Raw genomic sequence first — 16,816 nt, forward strand, 5'->3', positions numbered from 1 at the left:
GGACCGCTGTGCCACAGAGCAGGTTCTGTCCAACCCGTTTCCCCGACGACAACTCCGCCGTGCCGCTCCCCGACTTCGCCAGTGGTGAAGCGGCGAAGCCCGGTTCGCCTCCCTGTTGACCGCAGGCACCCACCCCCTGGAAGGCCGCAGCCGCAGGAGGCGTCCGCGACGCGCTCCTGGCCAGTGGCCGACCCGCGTTCGACAATTCAGACAGGAGCATGACCATGCCGAACGGTACGATGAGAGCGGCTCAGATCGACCGCTCCGGTGGGCCGGAAGTGCTGCAGATCCGCGATGTCCCTGTGCCGACTCCGGCGCGCGGCCAGGTACTCGTGAAGGTGTACGCGGCCGGCGTCAATCCCATCGACACCCAGCTGCGTCGGCTCCGGCTGGGATCCTTCCCCCGCGGGACCGGCGTGGACTACGCGGGAGAGGTGGCCGCGCTCGGCCCGGGCGTCGACGGTCTGGAACCCGGGCAGCGGGTATGGGGCTTCCTGGGCATCCGCATGCGCAGGACCGGTGCCGTCGCCGAGTACCTCGTCGCGAGACCGGAGCAGATGGCGGCCGCGCCCACCACCATCGACTTCGTCTCGGCGGCGGCGCTGCCGGCCGTCGGCCTCACCGCTCTGCAGGTCCTGCGGGACGGGCTGCGCTTGCAGAGCGGCCAGCGGCTCCTGGTGGTCGGCGCCAGCGGTGGAGTCGGCAGCACCACCGTCCAGCTCGGCAAGGCCATGGGCGCGAGCGTCACGGCCGTCGCCAGTGCCCGCAATGCCGACTTCTGCCGTGAGCTCGGAGCCGACCAGTTCCTCGACTACGACTCGATCAAGCCCGGCGCCCTGACAGGGGAGTTCGACGCGCTCGTGGACTGCCACGGAGGCTCCGCGCGCCAGTACCACCGGATGGTGCGCAGAGGAGGCCGCGCCGTCACCATGACCATGAAGGGCCTGCCGTTCGCCCTGCTCTCCGTGCTGCTTCCCGGCCCCCGGATGCGTTTCATGTCCGAGAAGATGCGGCGCGACGACATGGAGACCCTGGCCGGGTATGTGGACCGCGGCGAACTGCGCCCGGTGGTCGAGCAGGTCTACCCGCTGAGCGCCGTCCAGGACGCCCACCGCGCGGTCGAGACCGGCCACGCCCGAGGCAAGCGCGTAGTCGACCCAACTCAGTAAGTCGGCCCTGCTCACTTCGTCAACGAGTCGTTCTTTGAGGGTGGGGTCCCTGAATCGCCGACGCCGTCGGTCACGGGCACTGTCCCGGCGGCGGTCCGGTACACCGCCGCCACCGAGGGCTCGCGCACCCAGATCTCCCCGGCTGTGCCGGCCGGGGCGGGCACTCCGGCCCCGTCCATGACCGTCAACTTGACCTGAGCGACCGGGACTGGGGGGAGTCGCGAGCTCGCCTGACGTTCATCGGCACGGTCAGTCAAGGCGACTGACATCCGATGTATTGCGAAGCTCCTCGCTGTCCTCTGCTGCTTTGGGCGCAGTCGACACGCAGGCGGTTCGTCTCTCATCACGCCAGAGTGGTCTGCGAGTTGCCGGTGGAAGTCACACGAGTTGGTGCTGCAGCCCTCTAGACATCCGATCTATACCGCGGCGAAGATGACGTGCCCCTCGGAGGACTCGAAGAGGTTGCACTCCCCCTTATGTCAGCACACCCATGGCTGGGAGATCTTGCCGTGACCGATGCATCCCACCCGCAGCGAAGAAGCGTCCTGAAGCTGGGCGGCGCCCTGGCCTTCGCACCCCTGATCACTCAGCTGGCCGGCGGCACCCCTGCGGGGCCGGCCTTCGCCGCCACTTCCGCCGCGTCGGCGGCCGTCCGGTGGCCGACCCTGTCGCGCAAGGCGCTGAAGTACTCGGTCCCCGCCCTGGACTGGCAGTCGCAGGCGCTGCCGATCGGCAACGGCCGTCTCGGCGCCATGCTGTTCGCCGACCCCGACCAGGAGCGCATCCAGTTCAACGAGCAGAGTCTGTGGGGCGGGGTCAACAACTACGACAACGCGCTCGCGGGCAAGCCCGACAACGCGTTCGACACCAGCATGACCGGCTTCGGCTCGTACCGGAACTTCGGCGACGTCGTCGTCACCTTCGCCGACCGTGCGAAGGTCACGGCTCCCGGCGGGCCGTACCGCACGTCCTCGTCCGAGGGCGTGGAGAAGTCGTACGACGGCAACGCGAGCACCAAGTGGTGCATCGACGGGCCCGGTTCGAGGGTGCGGTGGCAGGTCGAGCTCCCCGAGCCCGCCGAGGTCCCCTCCTACCGTCTGACGAGTGCGAACGATGTGCCGCAGCGCGACCCGCAGGAGTGGACGCTGTCCGGTTCCGCCGACGGATCCGCCTGGACCACGCTGGACAGCCGCACTTTGGCGGCGCCCTTCGAGAGCCGTTTCCAGACGAAGGAGTTCACCTGCGCCACCAGCGGGTCGTACCGCTTCTACCGGTTCGACTTCATCCCCAAGGCAGGGGTCAGCCACTTTCAGGTGGCCGAGATCGGTCTGTCCGGCGTCGACCTCGGCGGCGCCGCGCTGTACCTGTCGTCGCCGAGCGGGCACTCCGAGGGATCGGGTGCCGGGGCCGGGGCCATGGACATCTCGTGTTCGGTGGACCGCGATCCGGCCACCGTCTGGCGGGTCGACGACGCCGCCCCCACGGTCATCTGGCAGACCGACCTGCCCCGCGCGGTCGCCGTCACCTCGTACACGCTGACGGCGGCCCCGGACCGTCCGCAGGACGACCCCCGGCGCTGGACGCTGGAGGCGTCGCAGGACGGGCGGGCGTGGGTGACCCTCGACACGCAGAACCCCGGTGCGCCCTTCGCCGACCGCGGTGAGACCCGGGCGTTCCGGATCACCAACAGCACCGCCTACCGCACCTACCGGCTCACGTTCACCCCCGGCGGGTCGTCCACCGGCTTCCAGATCGCCGAAGTCGCCCTGGAAGGCAGGGGGTTCGATACACGCACGCAGCGCGCGTTCGTCGACTACCAGCGCGCCCTGGACTTCGTAGACGGTGTCCATGTCACCCGATTCGGCGCGCCGGGGCGGCGCGTCCTGCGGGAGGCCTTCGCCAGCCGGTCGGCGGACGTCATGGTCTTCCGGTACAGGTCGGAAAGAGACCGGGGACTTTCCGGGGCGATCTCTCTGACGTCCGCGCAGCAAGGCGCCCCGACGACCGTCGACGCCGCCGCCCGGCGGATCGCCTTCGGCGGAGTCATGGGCAACGGTCTCAAGCACGCGTGCACCGTCCAGGTCGTGGACACCGACGGCGACCTGCGCGCCGACGGGTCGATGCTCCGGTTCAGCGGCTGCACAAGCCTGACCCTGCTGCTCGACGCCCGCACCGACTACAAGCTGGACGCCGCCGCCGGATGGCGCGGAGCTGATCCCGAACCGGTCATCACCAGGACACTCGACAGAGCATCCGCCCGGTCCTACGGGGAGCTGCGCGAGGAGCACACCGCCGCGACACGTGCTCTCATGAACCGCGTCTTTGTCGACTGGGGCACCTCCGACGACGCCGTCGTCGCCCTGCCCACCAACGCCCGGCTCGCACGTTACGCGGCGGGCGGCGAGGATCCGACCCTCGAACAGGCAATGTTCGACTACGGCCGGTACCTGCTGATCAGTTCCTCGCGCCCGGACGGCCTGCCCGCCAACCTCCAGGGCCTGTGGAACGACAGCAACTCACCGGCGTGGGCCTCCGATTACCACACCAACATCAACGTCCAGATGAACTACTGGGGGGCCGAGACGACGAACCTGCCGGAGTCCCACGAAGCACTCATCGAGTTCATCAGGCAGGTGGCGGTGCCCAGCCGCGTGGCGACCCGCAACGCCTTCGGAAAGGACACACGAGGCTGGACCGCCCGCACCAGCCAGAGCATCTTCGGCGGCAACGCGTGGGAGTGGAACACCGTCGCGAGCGCCTGGTACGCGCAGCACCTCTACGAACACTGGGCGTTCACCCAGGACATGAAGTACCTCCGTACCGTCGCCTACCCGATGATCAAGGAGATCTGCGAGTTCTGGGAGGACCACCTCAAGGAGCGCGAGGACGGACTGCTCGTCGCACCGAACGGCTGGTCCCCCGAACACGGGCCGCGCGAGGACGGCGTCATGTACGACCAGCAGATCATCTGGGACCTGTTCCAGAACTACCTCGACTGCGAGGCGGCGCTCGAGGCCGACCCCGCCTACCGTGCCAAGGTCACGGACATGCAGGCACGCCTCGCGCCGAACAAGATCGGCCGGTGGGGGCAACTGCAGGAGTGGCAGGAGGACATCGACAGCCCCACCGACATCCACCGCCACACCTCACACCTCTTCGCGGTCTACCCGGGCCGCCAGATCACCCCGAAGACACCCGACTTCGCGGCCGCCGCCCTCGTCTCGCTCAAGGCGAGGTGCGGTGAGAAGGACGGCGTCCCGTTCACGGCCGCGACGGTGTCGGGCGACAGCCGCCGCTCATGGACCTGGCCCTGGCGAGCTGCCCTCTTCGCCCGCCTCGGCGACGGACACCGCGCCCAGATCATGCTGCGCGGACTGCTGACCTACAACACGCTGCCCAACCTGTTCTGCAACCACCCGCCCTTCCAGATGGACGGCGACTTCGGCATCACGGGCGCCGTCGCGGAGATGCTCCTGCAGAGCCACGACGACGTCATCCACCTGCTCCCCGCCCTGCCGGACGCCTGGAAGGCCAAGGGTTCCTTCACCGGACTGCGCGCCCGCGGCGGCTACGAGGTCAGCTGTGAATGGCGGGACGGGAAGGTCACGTCCTACAAGATCGTGGCCGACCGGGCACGGAACCAGGGGAACATCACCGTACGGGTGAACGGCGCCGACACGAAGGTGAAGCCGAGCAAGTCCTGACGGCGCCAAAGGGGAGACGGCGGCCGCGGGGCCGTGACGGCGAACACCGATCCGTTCTCGTCCCGCGCCGCCGCTGCCGTCGGCACGGCCGGTTTCGCGACCGCGTCCTGCCGACCGGTACAAGACACGTCGCGTCCGGCAATCGTGCTCGTTGCTGGCAAGGTCGGAATCAGCCGGCAGGATGCCGTGAAGCAACTGCGTACGTGGCCCGAAGGTCGCTGCGGTCACCGCACCGAGCCCAGTGGCATGACCCTGCGGTACGCCTGCACCGCGATCACCGCGACCGCGAGGTGCATCATGAGCAGCGCCGCCACACCGGTCGCCTCGCCCTTGTCGAACAGGAAGAAGTCCGGAACGAGGGAGATGGCGACGACCGATGGGACGAGTCGGCGGAGCAGGCGTTCGGGGTCCTGGGAACGCCTGCGGACGATGCCCCATCCGACGGCTCCCGCCAGCAAACCCAGGGCTGTCATGAAGACATACGCCGGGGGCTCCAGCGGTTGGAAGTCGTCGGGCGCGCTCATCGCGTGGGCCAGCACGGCGATCAACGCGTTCGCCACGGAGGCGAGCAGGAAGGCGATGAAGACACCTCCCGCCACCACCAGCGGGCTCCGCCGTGAAGGGAGTGTCTCGGTGACAGAGGACATGGCAACTCCATTCCGTGAAAGGGGAGATGGTCAGCTCTTGGGACTGCTGGTCGCGTCCAGGCGCGGAAGGAGACGGTCGGCGTCGGCATCGCCACGGCTGTCGGCCGCCCGCCGTGTCGCAGCGATGAGGTAGGCGACGGCGGCCGCGAAGACCAGCAGTGCGGTCCAGTCGTTCAGGCGCAGGCCGAGGATGTGGTGGGCCTCGTCGACCCGCAGGTACTCGATCCAGAAGCGGCCGACGCAGTAGGCGGCGGCGTACAGCGCGAACGTGCGGCCCCGGTCGAGGTGGAAGCGGCGGTCCGCCCACATGATGAGGGCGGCCACACCGAGGCACCACAGCGACTCGTACAAGAAGGTGGGGTGGTAGGTGGCCAGTCCGGGGGTGGCCTCGGGCCGGTGCGCGGGGTCGATCTCCAACGCCCAGGGGAGGGTGGTGGCCCGGCCGTAGAGTTCCTGGTTGAACCAGTTGCCCCAGCGGCCGATGGCCTGGCCAAGGGCGATGCCGGGGGCGACGGCGTCGGCGAACGCGGGCAGGGGGACACCGTTGCGGCGGCAGCCGATCCAGGCTCCGACGGCACCGCCCGCGATGGCGCCCCAGATGCCGATGCCCCCGTCCCAGACGAAGAGGGCTTTGAGTGGATCGCCGCCCTTGCCGAAGTACGGCTCGCTGGACGTGACCACGTGGTAGAGGCGGGCGCCGACCACACCGAAGGGGACCGCCCACAGGGCCACATCCGTCACGACGGTCTTCTCTCCCCCGCGGGCGGCCCAGCGACGGCCGCCCAGCCATACCGCCGCGGCGATTCCTAGGACCAGCAGCAGTGAGTAGCCGCGCAGCGGCAGCGGGCCCAGGTGGATCTCGCCGATGGACGGGCTGGGAATGAAGGCCAGGGGCACTGGTGGTTCCTCACGGGGTGCGGTGGAGCTCGGGCGGCCGGGTGCGGGGCTGATCTTCGCCGCCCGCACTGGCCTGGCACATCAACCGATCGACGCATCATCCGCCCACCGATCGGTGGATGCGTTCGCACCGACCGGCTGGTCCTCCGGCTACTCGGCTGCCCGTACGCTGAGGCCCATGGCACTGCAACAGGTACGGGAGAGATCACGGTGGAAGGCCGTGGGTCAACACGCCTTCTTCGCCGTCGTGCTTTCCCTGTCCGTGCTGGGTGCGCTGGCCGGGACGGACCTGACGACCGGCACGGCACTGCTGCGGATCGGCCCGGCGGTGGGACTCGCCGCCTGGTACGCGTACTGGATCGCGCTGCGCGGCGGGGCCGGTCGCCCTCCGCTGCCCTACCTTGTCGGGGCGTTGACGGCGTGGGTGGCCATGTCCGTGGTGGACCCCGCGCTGCTCCCGGTCGCCGTGGCCGTGCTGACCCCGTACTGGCTGCGACGGGCCTGGTGGTCGGCCGGCGGGGTGCTGGTGCTGGGCGGCGCCTGGCAGTGGCAGCGCTTCACCACGGACGGCTCCGCCGACGTGCGAACGCTCACGGGCTGCGTGCTCACGACCGCGGTGGCGGTCACCATCGTCTGCTACGTCGCCACCCTCGACCACGAGAGCCACAAGCGCCAGCGGCTCCTGGACGAACTCACCGCCACCCAGGCGGAACGAGCGGCGGCGGAACGTCAGGCGGGCACCCTGGCCGAACGTCAGCGCCTGGCCCGAGAGGTCCATGACACCCTGACCCAGGGCTTCGCGTCCATCTCCATGCTGCTGGACGCCGCACGCGACGACCTGCCACCCGGCTCTCCCGCGGCCCGCCGCGTCGAGCAGGCCATGCGGACGGCCCGGGACAACCTGGTCGAGAGCCGCCGCCTCGTGCAGGCCCTTCGCCCGGCGCCACTGGAGCGCACGCACCTGGCGGAAGCGGTCCGCGAGCTCACCGCCCGGCTGACGGAGGAGACCGGCATCGAGGCTTACACGGTCGTGACCGGCCAACCGGTCGCCCTGACTGCCAGCATCGAGGGCGAGTTGCTGCGGGTCGTGCAGGAGGCGCTGACCAATGCCTGGCGGCATGCCCGCGCAGCGAGCGTGTCGGTCACGCTGTCCTACCTCGGCGACGCCCTGGCCATCGACATCCAGGACGACGGCACCGGTTTCGCACCCGCCGCCCGGCAGGCCGGCATCGGCCTGACCACCATGCGCGAGCGCATCGCCGCCCTGAACGGCACGTTCGCGCTGGAAAGCGCCGCTGGCGAGGGTACGACCGTCGCCGTCACGGTGCCGCTCCCGATCGAGCCTTCGGTCCCCGTCCCGGTCGAGCCCTCGGCCTGCGCACCGTCACCCGCGGCCGCTGCCCAGCCCATGGCCCCGGCGCCATGAGCACTTCGCCCACTCCCTCGATCCGCGTCCTCCTCGCCGACGACCACCCCGTGGTCCGCGACGGGCTGGCCGCCGTGCTCGCCACCCAGCCCGACCTCACGGTCGTCGGCGAAGCCGCCACCGGTGCCGAAGCAGTACGCCAGACCGCCGCACTCGCACCCGATGTCGTCCTGATGGACCTGCAGATGCCCGGCATGGACGGCACCGCCGCGACCGCCGCCATCCGCGCCGCCCACCCCCAGGTCCGCGTCCTCGTCCTGACCACCTACGACACGGACGCCGACATCACCGCCGCCATCGACGCCGGCGCGGTCGGCTACCTGCTCAAGGACACCGGACGACACGAGCTGTGCGAGGCCGTGCGCACCGCCGCCCGGGGAGGAGCCGCCCTGTCCCCCACAGTGGCCGCCAAAGTCCTCGCCCATATGCGCGGCGACCGGAGTGCCGGCCTGTCCGGCCGGGAACTCGAAGTTCTGTCCGCCGTGGCCCGCGGACAGAGCAACAAGCAGATCGCCCGCGCCCTGCGCCTGTCCGAGGCAACGGTCAAGACCCACCTGCTGCACATTTACACCAAGCTCGACGTCGCCGACCGAACCGCCGCTGTCACCGCCGCACTGGGCCGCGGAATCATACGCATCGACTGAACGCCGCTCAGAAGCACGGCGGTCAGGGACCGAGGCCGCACCAGTTCGTTCGGCTCTGCTCCACTCCTTGTGGCCCGGTGACGGCCAGTCAAAGACGGTTGAGATCCGCGGTGCTGGTCGAGAAGATCGTGGTGGACGATGCCGCAGTGGCCTTCGCAGCACGGACGACCCGGGAGGCGGCCTGCCCCGGTCATGGCACAGTGGCCGCGCGTGAACCGGCCCGACGGCGACGCCGCAAGCCAGCCCCGCTCGGCCAACGCCTCGCCTTGGACCGCACCCCCTCGATCTTCGCGGGCACCAGCTCCAGCTGAAGCCCGGCGGCAATCTGCTTCGCCGAGATCTCCTCGCCGTCACCCGCACCGGATTCCACCAGCTCGACGATCCGCCGGTAGTCCACCGCGAGCGCGTCCACCGTCGCCGCCTCGCGCCAGCGCGGCACGACGGACCCCACAACCGGAGCCGGAGCCTTCCCGGTCACGGCCGGCGCCTTCTGCACACCGGCCGCGGGCACCTGCGTCTGTTCGCCCCCAGCAGCCAGGGCCTCGGCGAGTTCCGCCCGGGCGATCACCCGCCGCTGCAGCACCGCCTCCGCGTCAGCGAGTTCAGCCGTGATCCGCTCCACCTCCGCGCGCAGCTCCTCCGCCCGCACCCGGGCAGCCGCCTCCCGCTCCTCCAGCAACCCCATCACCGATGGCATCGGTCATCTCCGCATCACCGAGAACGAACTGATCGCCCGAACTCTCCCGCGGCGATGCCGAAACCATGCCTGAACAGCGGAAACTCATTACTCAGATCCGGAAAGACAACGGCTTCTCAGGCCTTGGTCGTGTGCTTGAGGTGGGTGTCGAAGAAGGCCTCAATGCGTAGCCATGCGTCAACAGAGGCTTCTGGGACAGGTCCGAACCCGGCGACGCGGTACAGCGGGTGCAGCAGGCGCGGGCCGAATTGTTCGTCGTTGAGGAAGGCGTGGCCTGCCTGTGGGTACTCCTTCACGTCGTGTACGACGCCGAGCCTGTCGAGGGCGGAGTCGAGCTTCGCCGCCGCCCCCTTGAGCGGTCGATCGCGGCCCCCGTAGCTGGCGACGATGGGGCAGGCGTCGGCCAGGGCCTGGTCCATGTCCTTGGGGAGCTGGCCGTAGTTGGCGGACGCGGCGTCGAAGATGCCGCTGCCTGCCCCCATGAGGGCGAAGGACCCGCCCATGCAGAAACCGATGATCCCGACCGCGCCGGTGCAGTCGGGGTCATCGACGAGGTAGGTTCTCGCGGCGGCGATGTCCTGGTAGGCGCGGCCGTGGCCGGACAGCGCGGCCCGCATGGTGGGTATCAGGCAGCGGCGTGCGCCTCCGTCCGTGTACAGGTCGGGCATCAGGGTCAGATATCCGGCGCTTGCGAGCCGCCGCGCCTGTCGGAGCATCTCGTCATTGGCACCCATGACCTCGTGCGCGACCACGACTCCGGGCCATGGGCCAGGTCCGTCCGGCCGGACGAGATGTCCGGTCAGCCGCTTGGAACCGCCGGCCGGGGCGCTGAGGTGGGTCAGGGTGACGGAAACGGGATCTGGCACGGCATCCTCCGGACGACGACATGGGGTGGGGTGGTGTGGGTGTGGCAGATGGACTGGGGTTCATACCTGGGCGGTGGTGACACAGTCGTACATGTGCGATTGCGCAAGATCGGCCAGCTGCTTGTTGCTCTCTCTCCGGGCAACCGTGAAGGGCGCTGGTCCCCATTGCGCAGATGCGAGGCGCCGGTCGCCCCACGGCTGGATCAGGGGATGAGTCCGGCCTCCTCGATCAGAGAACCGGGGACGTGGTAGCCGTCCTGGTCGCGGATGCGGGCGATGTGCCTTCGCACGTCGTCCGCGGTGGCGAGAGGCTCGTCGGCGGCGACGTGCCAGCCCTCCCCGAGGGCCACCACGTTGGCCAGGCCCAGGACGGCTCCTTTGGCCGCGCCGTAGTTGGCCTGCTCGGGGTTGCCGAACACGCCGGAGGCGGAGGAGGTGAACACGATCCGGCCGTAGCCCTTGTCGCGCATCACGGCGAAGGCGGGCTGGGTGACATAGAAGGCACCCTTGACGTGTACGGCGAGCAACGCCTCGATCGAATCGGGGGTGAGCTCGGTGAAGGGGGCGTTGCGGATGTTGCCCGCGTTGTTGATCAGGATGTCCACGGTGCCGTAGGCGTCGAGCGCGGTCTGCATGATGGCCTTGCCGCCCTCGGGGGTGGCGACCGAGTCGTAGTTCGCGACGGCTTGGCCCCCCGCGTCGATGATTTCCGTGACGACATGGTCGGCCATGGCGGTGCCGCCGCCGGTGCCCGCGATCGTGCCGCCGAGGTCGTTGACGACGACCTTGGCGCCGCGCGCGGCGAGGTCGAGGGCGTGGGTGCGACCCAGACCGCCGCCGGCGCCGGTCACGATGGCGACCCTGCCCTCGAACGAGATTCCGTCCACTGTCAGATCACTTCCTTACGGTCGTCTGTTGCGGGCAGGCAGCCGCGGTCGCTCTGCGCCGATGACGTCGGACGAGGCGCAGCACCAGGCCTCACTCACGTGTGCCGCCTGGGGTTGGGTCAGGCCGGGCGGACGCCGTCCACGGTGATCCGCAGGGCCGACGGGCCACGCAGGTCGGCCATCGGGCGGTAGGGCGGCGGGTCCTGCGACAAGCGAGGGTTGACCAGACGTCGGGTCAGCTCGCGGACCGCGATCTGGCCTTCCATGCGGCCGAGTCCGGCCCCGAAGCAGAAGTGGATGCTGGCGCCGAAGCTGAGGTGGCCGGTGTCGGGACGAGTGATGTCGAAGGTGTCCGGGTCGGGGAAGCGGCGCGGATCCCGGTTGGCCGCGGCGAGGGCGAGGATGACCGTGGAACCCTTGGGGATGGTGCGGTCGCCGATGACGATGTCGTCGACCGCGACACGCGGCCGCAGATGCACGGAGGGCTCCAGGCGCAAGGTCTCCTCGATGGCACCGGCGGCGAGGGAGGGGTCGGCCTGGAGCCGGGCCAGCTGCTCGGGGTGACGCAGCAGCAGGAGCATGCTGCTGCTTATGAGATTGACGGTGGTCTCGTGGCCTCCGATGAAGAGCATGATGGCGGTGCTGAGCAGTTCCGGCAGGCTCATCGGGCTGCCCGGGCCGTCGTCGTGGATCATGCGCGACAAGATGTCCTGCCCCGGCTTCTTGCGAAGCCGCTCGATGTGGGCGAGGAAATACTCGGCCAGCTCCTGCTGGGCATGGTTCCTGGCCGCGGCGGCCTCAGGGTCGCGCGGGTCGACCAAGAACTCCGGGCTGCCGGCCCCCTCCTCAGCGAGAGGGGCCAGCGTGAAGGCGTCTTCGGGCGGGACACCCAGGAGGTGGCAGGCCACGCGGACGGGGATCGGATGGGAGAACTCCGAAACCAGGTCGAACTCGCCGCGCCCGGTCAGGTGGTCGATGTGGTCGCGGATCAGCTCTTCCACCATGGGCCGTAGGCTCTCGACGAAGCCCGGACGTGCGGGCGGGCCGAAGTGGCGCTGGGCCAGGCCGCGCAGCTGGTCGTGGGTGGGGTTGTCCCGCACGAGGAACGACGGAGCAGTACCGGGAGCCGGAGCGTCCACGCCAACCCGGCTGTCCGGGGTGGCGTTGCCACGGTCGGCGGAGATGCGTGGGTCCCGGAGCAGCGCACTGACCTCGTCGTATCCGCTGACGACGCAGGTTCCGTCGTCCTGGACGGAGACCGCCTCTTTGCGTAGTTCGGTGTAGAGAGGCCAGGGGTGAGGGCGGCTGTCGGGGTGAAGAACCTGCTTATACAGGGTGGACGCCATGGGGGTGCCACTCGCTTTCGTGTGGGGGGAACGGGGGGATCAGCGGCCGACCGGCCGAAGGGCGCGTGCGGTGTTCTCGTCGCAGGCGATGAACTCGGCCGGGAACGGCGCGCCTTGGCGGACGAGTGATTCGTAGTAGTGCAGGTAACGCCCGTTGTCGAAGGTGACCGCGGCGACGGTGCGGTCGTCGCGTCCGTACAGCACGCTGAAGGAGCCCTGGCCGAGGGCGCCCTGGACCACCGCGATGCGGTCGGCGATGCCGGGGTAGCCGACGCCTTTGATGTTCACGCCGAACTGGCTGGACCAGAAGGCCGGCAGACCGGTGTGTGGGATCGGCTCCTGGCCGGGCCGACGCATGATGTTGTGGGCGGCCGTGCGGGCCTGGGTCACGGCGTTGCCCCAGTGCTCCACCGACAGCCGGCGGTCCGGGAGGAGGGGATGCGGCGCGGCGGCGACATCACCGGCGACGTACACGTCGGGCAGGGGCTGCCCGTCGCGGCCGAGAGCGTGGCACTGGTCGTCGCAGTGCACGCCGCCGCTGTCCGCCCGTACGGCGGAGCCGTCCAGCCATTCGACGTTGCGCTGTGCGCCGAGCGCCACGACGGCCAGGTCCGCGTCGACGGTGTCACCGTCCGACAACGCGATCTGCCGCAACGTTCCGGTCTCTTCCGCCACGAAGCGCTCGACGACGGTTCCCAGCCGCAGGTCCACGCCCTTGGTTCGGGCCAGGTCCGCCACCACGCCACCGACCACGCTTCCCAGCGGTCCCTGCAACGGCGTGGCCTGTGCCTCGACGAGTGTGACGGCGAGGCCGAGTTCGCGGCAGCCGGAGGCCAGTTCGCCCCCGAGGAAGCCGGCGCCGATGACGACGACGCGACGCGGTGGACGCGCCAGGCGCCGCTGAAGTTCCTCGGCGTCGTCGCGGGTGCGGACGGTGAGGACACCGTCGATGTCGTCGGCGGCACCACCGGGGAACGGACGGGCCCGGGTGCCGGTGGCGATGACCAGGCTGTCGTAGCCGACCGAGCCGCCGTCCGCCAGCCGGACCAGGCGGTGGTCCGTATCCAGGCCCGTCGCCGGGACACCCAACCGGAAGCGTGCGTCCAGGGGCCGCGTGACCGGCAGTTCGAGGCGATCGGGCGGCAGCTTCTCGCTCACGCACGCCTTGGTCAGCGGAGGGCGGTCGTACGGACGATGGGGCTCATCACCGATGATGGTCAGCTGTCCGGAGAAGCCGGACTCGCGCAGGGCCTCGGCGGTCTTCAGCCCGGCGAGGGAGGCGCCGACGATGACAACGTGGCGGCCGTTCTCCCCGCTGGTCGTGGCGGGTTCGTCCGCGTTGCCCGTGCCGACGGTGATGGCGCGCACGGGGCAGGCCAGTGCGGCGCGGTGTACCGCGTCCCGCATCTCGTCGGGTGGGTTCGGTACGTAGGTCAGAGCCTCCAGGCCATGCAGCGTGAAGGCGTCGGGGGCTGCGAACACGCACTGTCCGTAGCCCTCGCAGCGGTTCAGGTCGACACTTACCTTCACTGGGCATCCCCGCCCTGCCGGGACGTGAGCACCGGAAGCAGAATCCGGTCCACCAAGGACTCCACGAAGGCGGCATCGACCTGGCCGTCGGCGACCAGGACCTGGTGCAGGATCGCGGCACGCGCGAGATCCGCCAGCAGGACGGGGTCCGCGTCATCCCCGACCTCGCCGCGTTCCCTGGCCCAGCCCAGGACGGTCTCCGCCAGACGGGCGTGGTGCAGGCGGACCAGTTCCTTGGTCATGCCTCCGACACTGCCGTCGTCGGGGGTATGACCAGCAGGCCGGAGAGGTACTTGGGTGGAAGGCTGCACCTGCGCGCCGCCGGTCGGCACCAAGTTGTGCAGCAGATCGCCGCGCAACGATCCGGTGGCGGTCACGTCAGCGGATTGGTCGACCACCCGGTACGCGGCCCGGCGCAGCGCCGCGGCCACCAGCTCGTCCTTGTTCGCCCAACGGCGGTACATCGTTTTCGTGCTGGCCTTGGCCCGCTCACACCCAGCGGTCAGGGTCAGCCGCTCGTAGCCGACCTCGGCCAGCAGGTCCAGCGTGGCGTCCAGCAGCGCGGCCTCGCGGTGGACGTCCATCGGGCGGCCTGCTGATGTGGCTGGGGTCGGCGTGGTCATGGACGGCTCCAGAAAATCAGGAAACGCCATGGGTTCCTTTGCTAATTGCTCAGACGTAAGGCGGACAGAAAGTTGATCTTGTGGCATGAGCGTCTCTCTGGGAGTGGTGACTGTGACGACTGCCGAGGCGGATGTGCGCCTGCTGCCCAGTGGCTCAGGGTGTCCAGGCAGGGTGGGGGAGTCCCGCCCCGCCCTAATCGGAAGGTGCTTTCCAGTTAACGGTACGGGACGGCCGTCCCGGATGTCGAGCCGGAAGGGACCCCGATGCGTTCTGACGCCCAGCGCAATCGCAAGCGCGTCCTGGAGGCGGCGATGGAGACGTTTGCCACGGAGGGCCTGTCGGTGCCTGTGGCCGAAATCGCCCGGCGGGCAGGGGCCGGCACCGTCAGTCGGCATTTCCCGACGAAGGAATCCCTGTACGAAGCGATCGTGCTTCACCTGGTCGGTGGCATCGTCGACAAGGCCCGGGACCTCTCCGCACAGAATGATCCGGGCAGCGCGTTCTTCCAGTTCCTGGCCCACATGGTCGAGCAAGCGACGGTGAACCGCGGTCTTGCCGAGGCGATCAGCGGTGCCGGTTTCGACGTCGAGGCGGTCGCCTTCCGCCCCGAGCACAGCCTGGGGGCCGTGGAGGGCGAGCTGCTGACGAGGGCTCAGCAGGGGTGTGGTACGGCGGGACATCACTCGCGCCGATGTGAAAGCGCTCCTGGTCGGCTGTCTGGCCCGAGAACGTCAGGGCTGCGCCCCGGAAGCCCGGCAGCGCATGATCGACGTGGTGTGCACCGGCCTGCGAGCCGAACCGGGCACACCAGTCGACGACCGGGGGCTTGTCGGCTGAGCGGGTCCTTCAGTGACTTTTGAGGATGCCCTCGGAGCCGTGGCGGCGGCCGAGGCCGGAGTCCTTCATGCCGCCCATCGGGGACTGGAGGCTGCCCGTAGGCGGGCGCGTAGCCCTCGTTGACGTTCACGGTTCCGGTGCGGAGTTGGGCGGCGACGGCGTGGCCTCGGCGGCCGTTCTTTGTCCAGACCGGCGAATCGAGGCCGTACGGCGTGCCGTTGGCGTGCTCTATCGCCTCCTCGTCCGTCTTGAAGCGGTAGATGGAGACGACCGGGCCGAAGGTCTCCTGCGTGCAGACGGCCATGGGTTCCGAGACGCCGTCGAGGATCGTGGGCTCGTAGAAGAAGGGGCCGATGTCGGGGCGGGTCACGCCGCCGGCCACCACCTTCGCGCCCTTCGCCAGGGCCTCGTCGACGTGCCTCGTGACGGTCTCCAGCTGGCGGTCGCCGACGAGGGGGCCCATCTCCGCGCCCGGTGGCACGTAAGTGCCGGGCAGCGGGCCGGAGAGCATCTCGCGTAGCCGATGCGGATGTCGGCGCTCGGCCGGTCTGGGTCGAGCGGCGCCGGCGGCGGTGTGCCGGGCCGCCGCGGTCGGCCCGGCCCGCGGTCGGCCGGGGTGGGGACCCGCAGCGCCTTCTTCAGCCGGGGCACCATGGCGAAGCGGCGCGTGTGGTGAGCGGAGGCGACCGCGCCGCCGCGCGAGCGGCACGGTGAGCCGGGCTGCACCTCGCCTCCCGCCGTGCCTACGGTGTCCCGCGCATCCACGCCGAGCTGCGCCGCCTCGGGCGGCGGGTGAACCGCAAGCGCATATCCCGGGTGATGCGCGAGCGCGACATCCGCGGCGTCACCCGCCGCAAGCACCGCTCACTGACCCGGCCGGACAAGAAGGCGAAGCCGGCCCCGGACCTGATCGGCCGCGAGTCTGATTCACCGGTCGCCAACAGACCCTCACCTTTGAGGCGGAGGAACCGGGAAGAGCAGGCAACTACTGGTGGCGTGGGCGAGCAGACGGTCTTTCGCGTCGACCAACTGCGCTTGTGCGAGGGCGGTTTGGCGGCCCTTGTTGACAACCGTTCCGACGGCGCGCACCGTGCCCGTCTCCGCGGTGATCCGCCGTAGGAACTTCACCGTCAGGTCGAGTGAGGTGTACGCCATGCCTTGCGGCAGGGTGGTCTGGACGGCGCATCCGGCGGCGGAGTCGAGCAGGGTGGCGAAGACTCCGCCGTGCACGCTGCCGATCGGGTTGTAGTGCTCCTCGCCCGGCGTCAGGGAAAAGACGACCCTGCCGGGCTCCACCTCGTCCAGGCGGAAGTCGATGGCGGAGCCGATGGGCGCCCCCGGCAGTCGCCCCGCCTGCAACTCGCGCAGGAAGTCGATGCCGGCCATGCGTCCGGCGGCCTCCGCTGAGACCGCGGGATCTTCCCACTGATACGTACGCGTTCGTCCCACGACCGAGCGCCTTCCCATCTGGCTTTTACAGGTGAAGCTAGCTTTCCGCTCACCTGACTGTCAATGACGAAGTCAGGCGCCTACGATGGCTGG

Annotated in this window: 13 protein-coding genes and 2 pseudogenes; 5 read left to right on the forward strand and 10 right to left on the reverse strand. The window is 69.8% G+C overall.

The window, feature by feature from the left end; genetic code table 11:
• The first annotated feature begins 224 nt into the window (after window positions 1-224).
• Window positions 225-1,169 (forward strand): NADP-dependent oxidoreductase, encoded by a 945-nt coding sequence (locus ALMP_RS43300; protein WP_264937562.1) that lies wholly within the window; start codon window positions 225-227, stop codon window positions 1,167-1,169.
• A 509-nt stretch (window positions 1,170-1,678) separates the two neighbouring features.
• On the forward strand, window positions 1,679-4,873 hold the full coding sequence (locus tag ALMP_RS43305; protein ID WP_264937564.1) for a glycoside hydrolase N-terminal domain-containing protein: 3,195 nt from the start codon (window positions 1,679-1,681) through the stop codon (window positions 4,871-4,873).
• 224 nt (window positions 4,874-5,097) lie between these two features.
• On the opposite strand, the gene ALMP_RS43310 is transcribed toward ALMP_RS43305, so the two are convergent.
• The gene (locus tag ALMP_RS43310) at window positions 5,098-5,520 is read right to left on the reverse strand and encodes a DUF6069 family protein (protein ID WP_264937565.1); all 423 of its coding nucleotides are present in this window, start codon (window positions 5,518-5,520) and stop codon (window positions 5,098-5,100) included.
• A gap of 30 nt (window positions 5,521-5,550) precedes the next feature.
• Window positions 5,551-6,417 carry a prolipoprotein diacylglyceryl transferase gene (gene lgt, locus ALMP_RS43315; RefSeq protein ID WP_264937566.1) on the reverse strand — a complete coding sequence of 289 codons (867 nt, stop codon included), beginning with the start codon at window positions 6,415-6,417 and terminating at the stop codon, window positions 5,551-5,553.
• A 178-nt stretch (window positions 6,418-6,595) separates the two neighbouring features.
• On the opposite strand from lgt, the gene ALMP_RS43320 reads away from it, so the two are divergent.
• Together ALMP_RS43320 and ALMP_RS43325 are read left to right on the forward strand one after the other, a co-directional pair.
• Complete coding sequence (locus tag ALMP_RS43320; protein ID WP_264937567.1) at window positions 6,596-7,843, forward strand: sensor histidine kinase; 1,248 nt, start codon at window positions 6,596-6,598, stop codon at window positions 7,841-7,843.
• Window positions 7,840-8,487 carry a response regulator transcription factor gene (locus tag ALMP_RS43325; protein ID WP_264937568.1) on the forward strand — a complete coding sequence of 216 codons (648 nt, stop codon included), beginning with the start codon at window positions 7,840-7,842 and terminating at the stop codon, window positions 8,485-8,487. The genes ALMP_RS43320 and ALMP_RS43325 overlap by 4 nt, the downstream gene beginning before the upstream one ends.
• Window positions 8,488-8,677: 190 nt before the next feature.
• Here the strand turns inward: ALMP_RS43325 and ALMP_RS43330 are convergent, their stop codons facing one another.
• The 6 genes from ALMP_RS43330 to ALMP_RS43355 all read right to left on the reverse strand — a co-directional run bounded on the left by ALMP_RS43330 (window position 8,678) and on the right by ALMP_RS43355 (window position 14,436).
• The gene (locus ALMP_RS43330) at window positions 8,678-9,172 is read right to left on the reverse strand and encodes a hypothetical protein (RefSeq protein ID WP_264937569.1); all 495 of its coding nucleotides are present in this window, start codon (window positions 9,170-9,172) and stop codon (window positions 8,678-8,680) included.
• 128 nt (window positions 9,173-9,300) lie between these two features.
• Window positions 9,301-10,050: a dienelactone hydrolase family protein gene (locus tag ALMP_RS43335; RefSeq protein ID WP_375803630.1), complete on the reverse strand. Its 750-nt coding sequence runs from the start codon at window positions 10,048-10,050 to the stop codon at window positions 9,301-9,303.
• 203 nt (window positions 10,051-10,253) lie between these two features.
• Window positions 10,254-10,937, reverse strand: coding sequence for an SDR family NAD(P)-dependent oxidoreductase (locus tag ALMP_RS43340; RefSeq protein ID WP_264937571.1), 684 nt, complete (start codon window positions 10,935-10,937; stop codon window positions 10,254-10,256).
• A gap of 119 nt (window positions 10,938-11,056) precedes the next feature.
• Complete coding sequence (locus ALMP_RS43345) at window positions 11,057-12,283, reverse strand: cytochrome P450 (RefSeq protein WP_264937572.1); 1,227 nt, start codon at window positions 12,281-12,283, stop codon at window positions 11,057-11,059.
• Between the two features lie 39 nt (window positions 12,284-12,322).
• Window positions 12,323-13,813, reverse strand: a complete 1,491-nt coding sequence (locus ALMP_RS43350; protein WP_264937573.1) for an FAD-dependent oxidoreductase — start codon at window positions 13,811-13,813, stop codon at window positions 12,323-12,325.
• Entirely contained in the window at window positions 13,810-14,436 is a 627-nt protein-coding gene (locus ALMP_RS43355) for a TetR-like C-terminal domain-containing protein (RefSeq protein WP_264937574.1), read from the reverse strand. The genes ALMP_RS43350 and ALMP_RS43355 overlap by 4 nt, the downstream gene beginning before the upstream one ends.
• A gap of 312 nt (window positions 14,437-14,748) precedes the next feature.
• On the opposite strand from ALMP_RS43355, the pseudogene ALMP_RS43360 reads away from it, so the two are divergent.
• Window positions 14,749-15,274 (forward strand): annotated as a pseudogene (locus ALMP_RS43360) (TetR/AcrR family transcriptional regulator).
• Between the two features lie 18 nt (window positions 15,275-15,292).
• Here ALMP_RS43360 and ALMP_RS43365 read toward each other — a convergent pair.
• Window positions 15,293-15,746 (reverse strand): annotated as a pseudogene (locus ALMP_RS43365) (aldehyde dehydrogenase family protein); the annotation flags it as partial.
• A gap of 476 nt (window positions 15,747-16,222) precedes the next feature.
• On the reverse strand, window positions 16,223-16,723 hold the full coding sequence (locus ALMP_RS43375) for a PaaI family thioesterase (protein ID WP_264937575.1): 501 nt from the start codon (window positions 16,721-16,723) through the stop codon (window positions 16,223-16,225).
• Window positions 16,724-16,816 lie beyond the last annotated feature (93 nt).

The organism is Streptomyces sp. A012304, assembly GCF_026008495.1.
Taxonomy (GTDB): Bacteria; Actinomycetota; Actinomycetes; order Streptomycetales; family Streptomycetaceae; genus Streptomyces.

Coding starts and splice junctions, on each gene's coding strand:
- ALMP_RS43300 (WP_264937562.1), top strand. CDS start 225: ATGCCGAACGGTACGATGAGAGCGGCTCAGATCGACCGCTCCGGTGGG.
- ALMP_RS43310 (WP_264937565.1), bottom strand. CDS start 5,520: ATGTCCTCTGTCACCGAGACACTCCCTTCACGGCGGAGCCCGCTGGTG.
- ALMP_RS43320 (WP_264937567.1), top strand. CDS start 6,596: ATGGCACTGCAACAGGTACGGGAGAGATCACGGTGGAAGGCCGTGGGT.
- ALMP_RS43325 (WP_264937568.1), top strand. CDS start 7,840: ATGAGCACTTCGCCCACTCCCTCGATCCGCGTCCTCCTCGCCGACGAC.
- ALMP_RS43330 (WP_264937569.1), bottom strand. CDS start 9,172: ATGGGGTTGCTGGAGGAGCGGGAGGCGGCTGCCCGGGTGCGGGCGGAG.
- ALMP_RS43345 (WP_264937572.1), bottom strand. CDS start 12,283: ATGGCGTCCACCCTGTATAAGCAGGTTCTTCACCCCGACAGCCGCCCT.
- ALMP_RS43355 (WP_264937574.1), bottom strand. CDS start 14,436: ATGACCACGCCGACCCCAGCCACATCAGCAGGCCGCCCGATGGACGTC.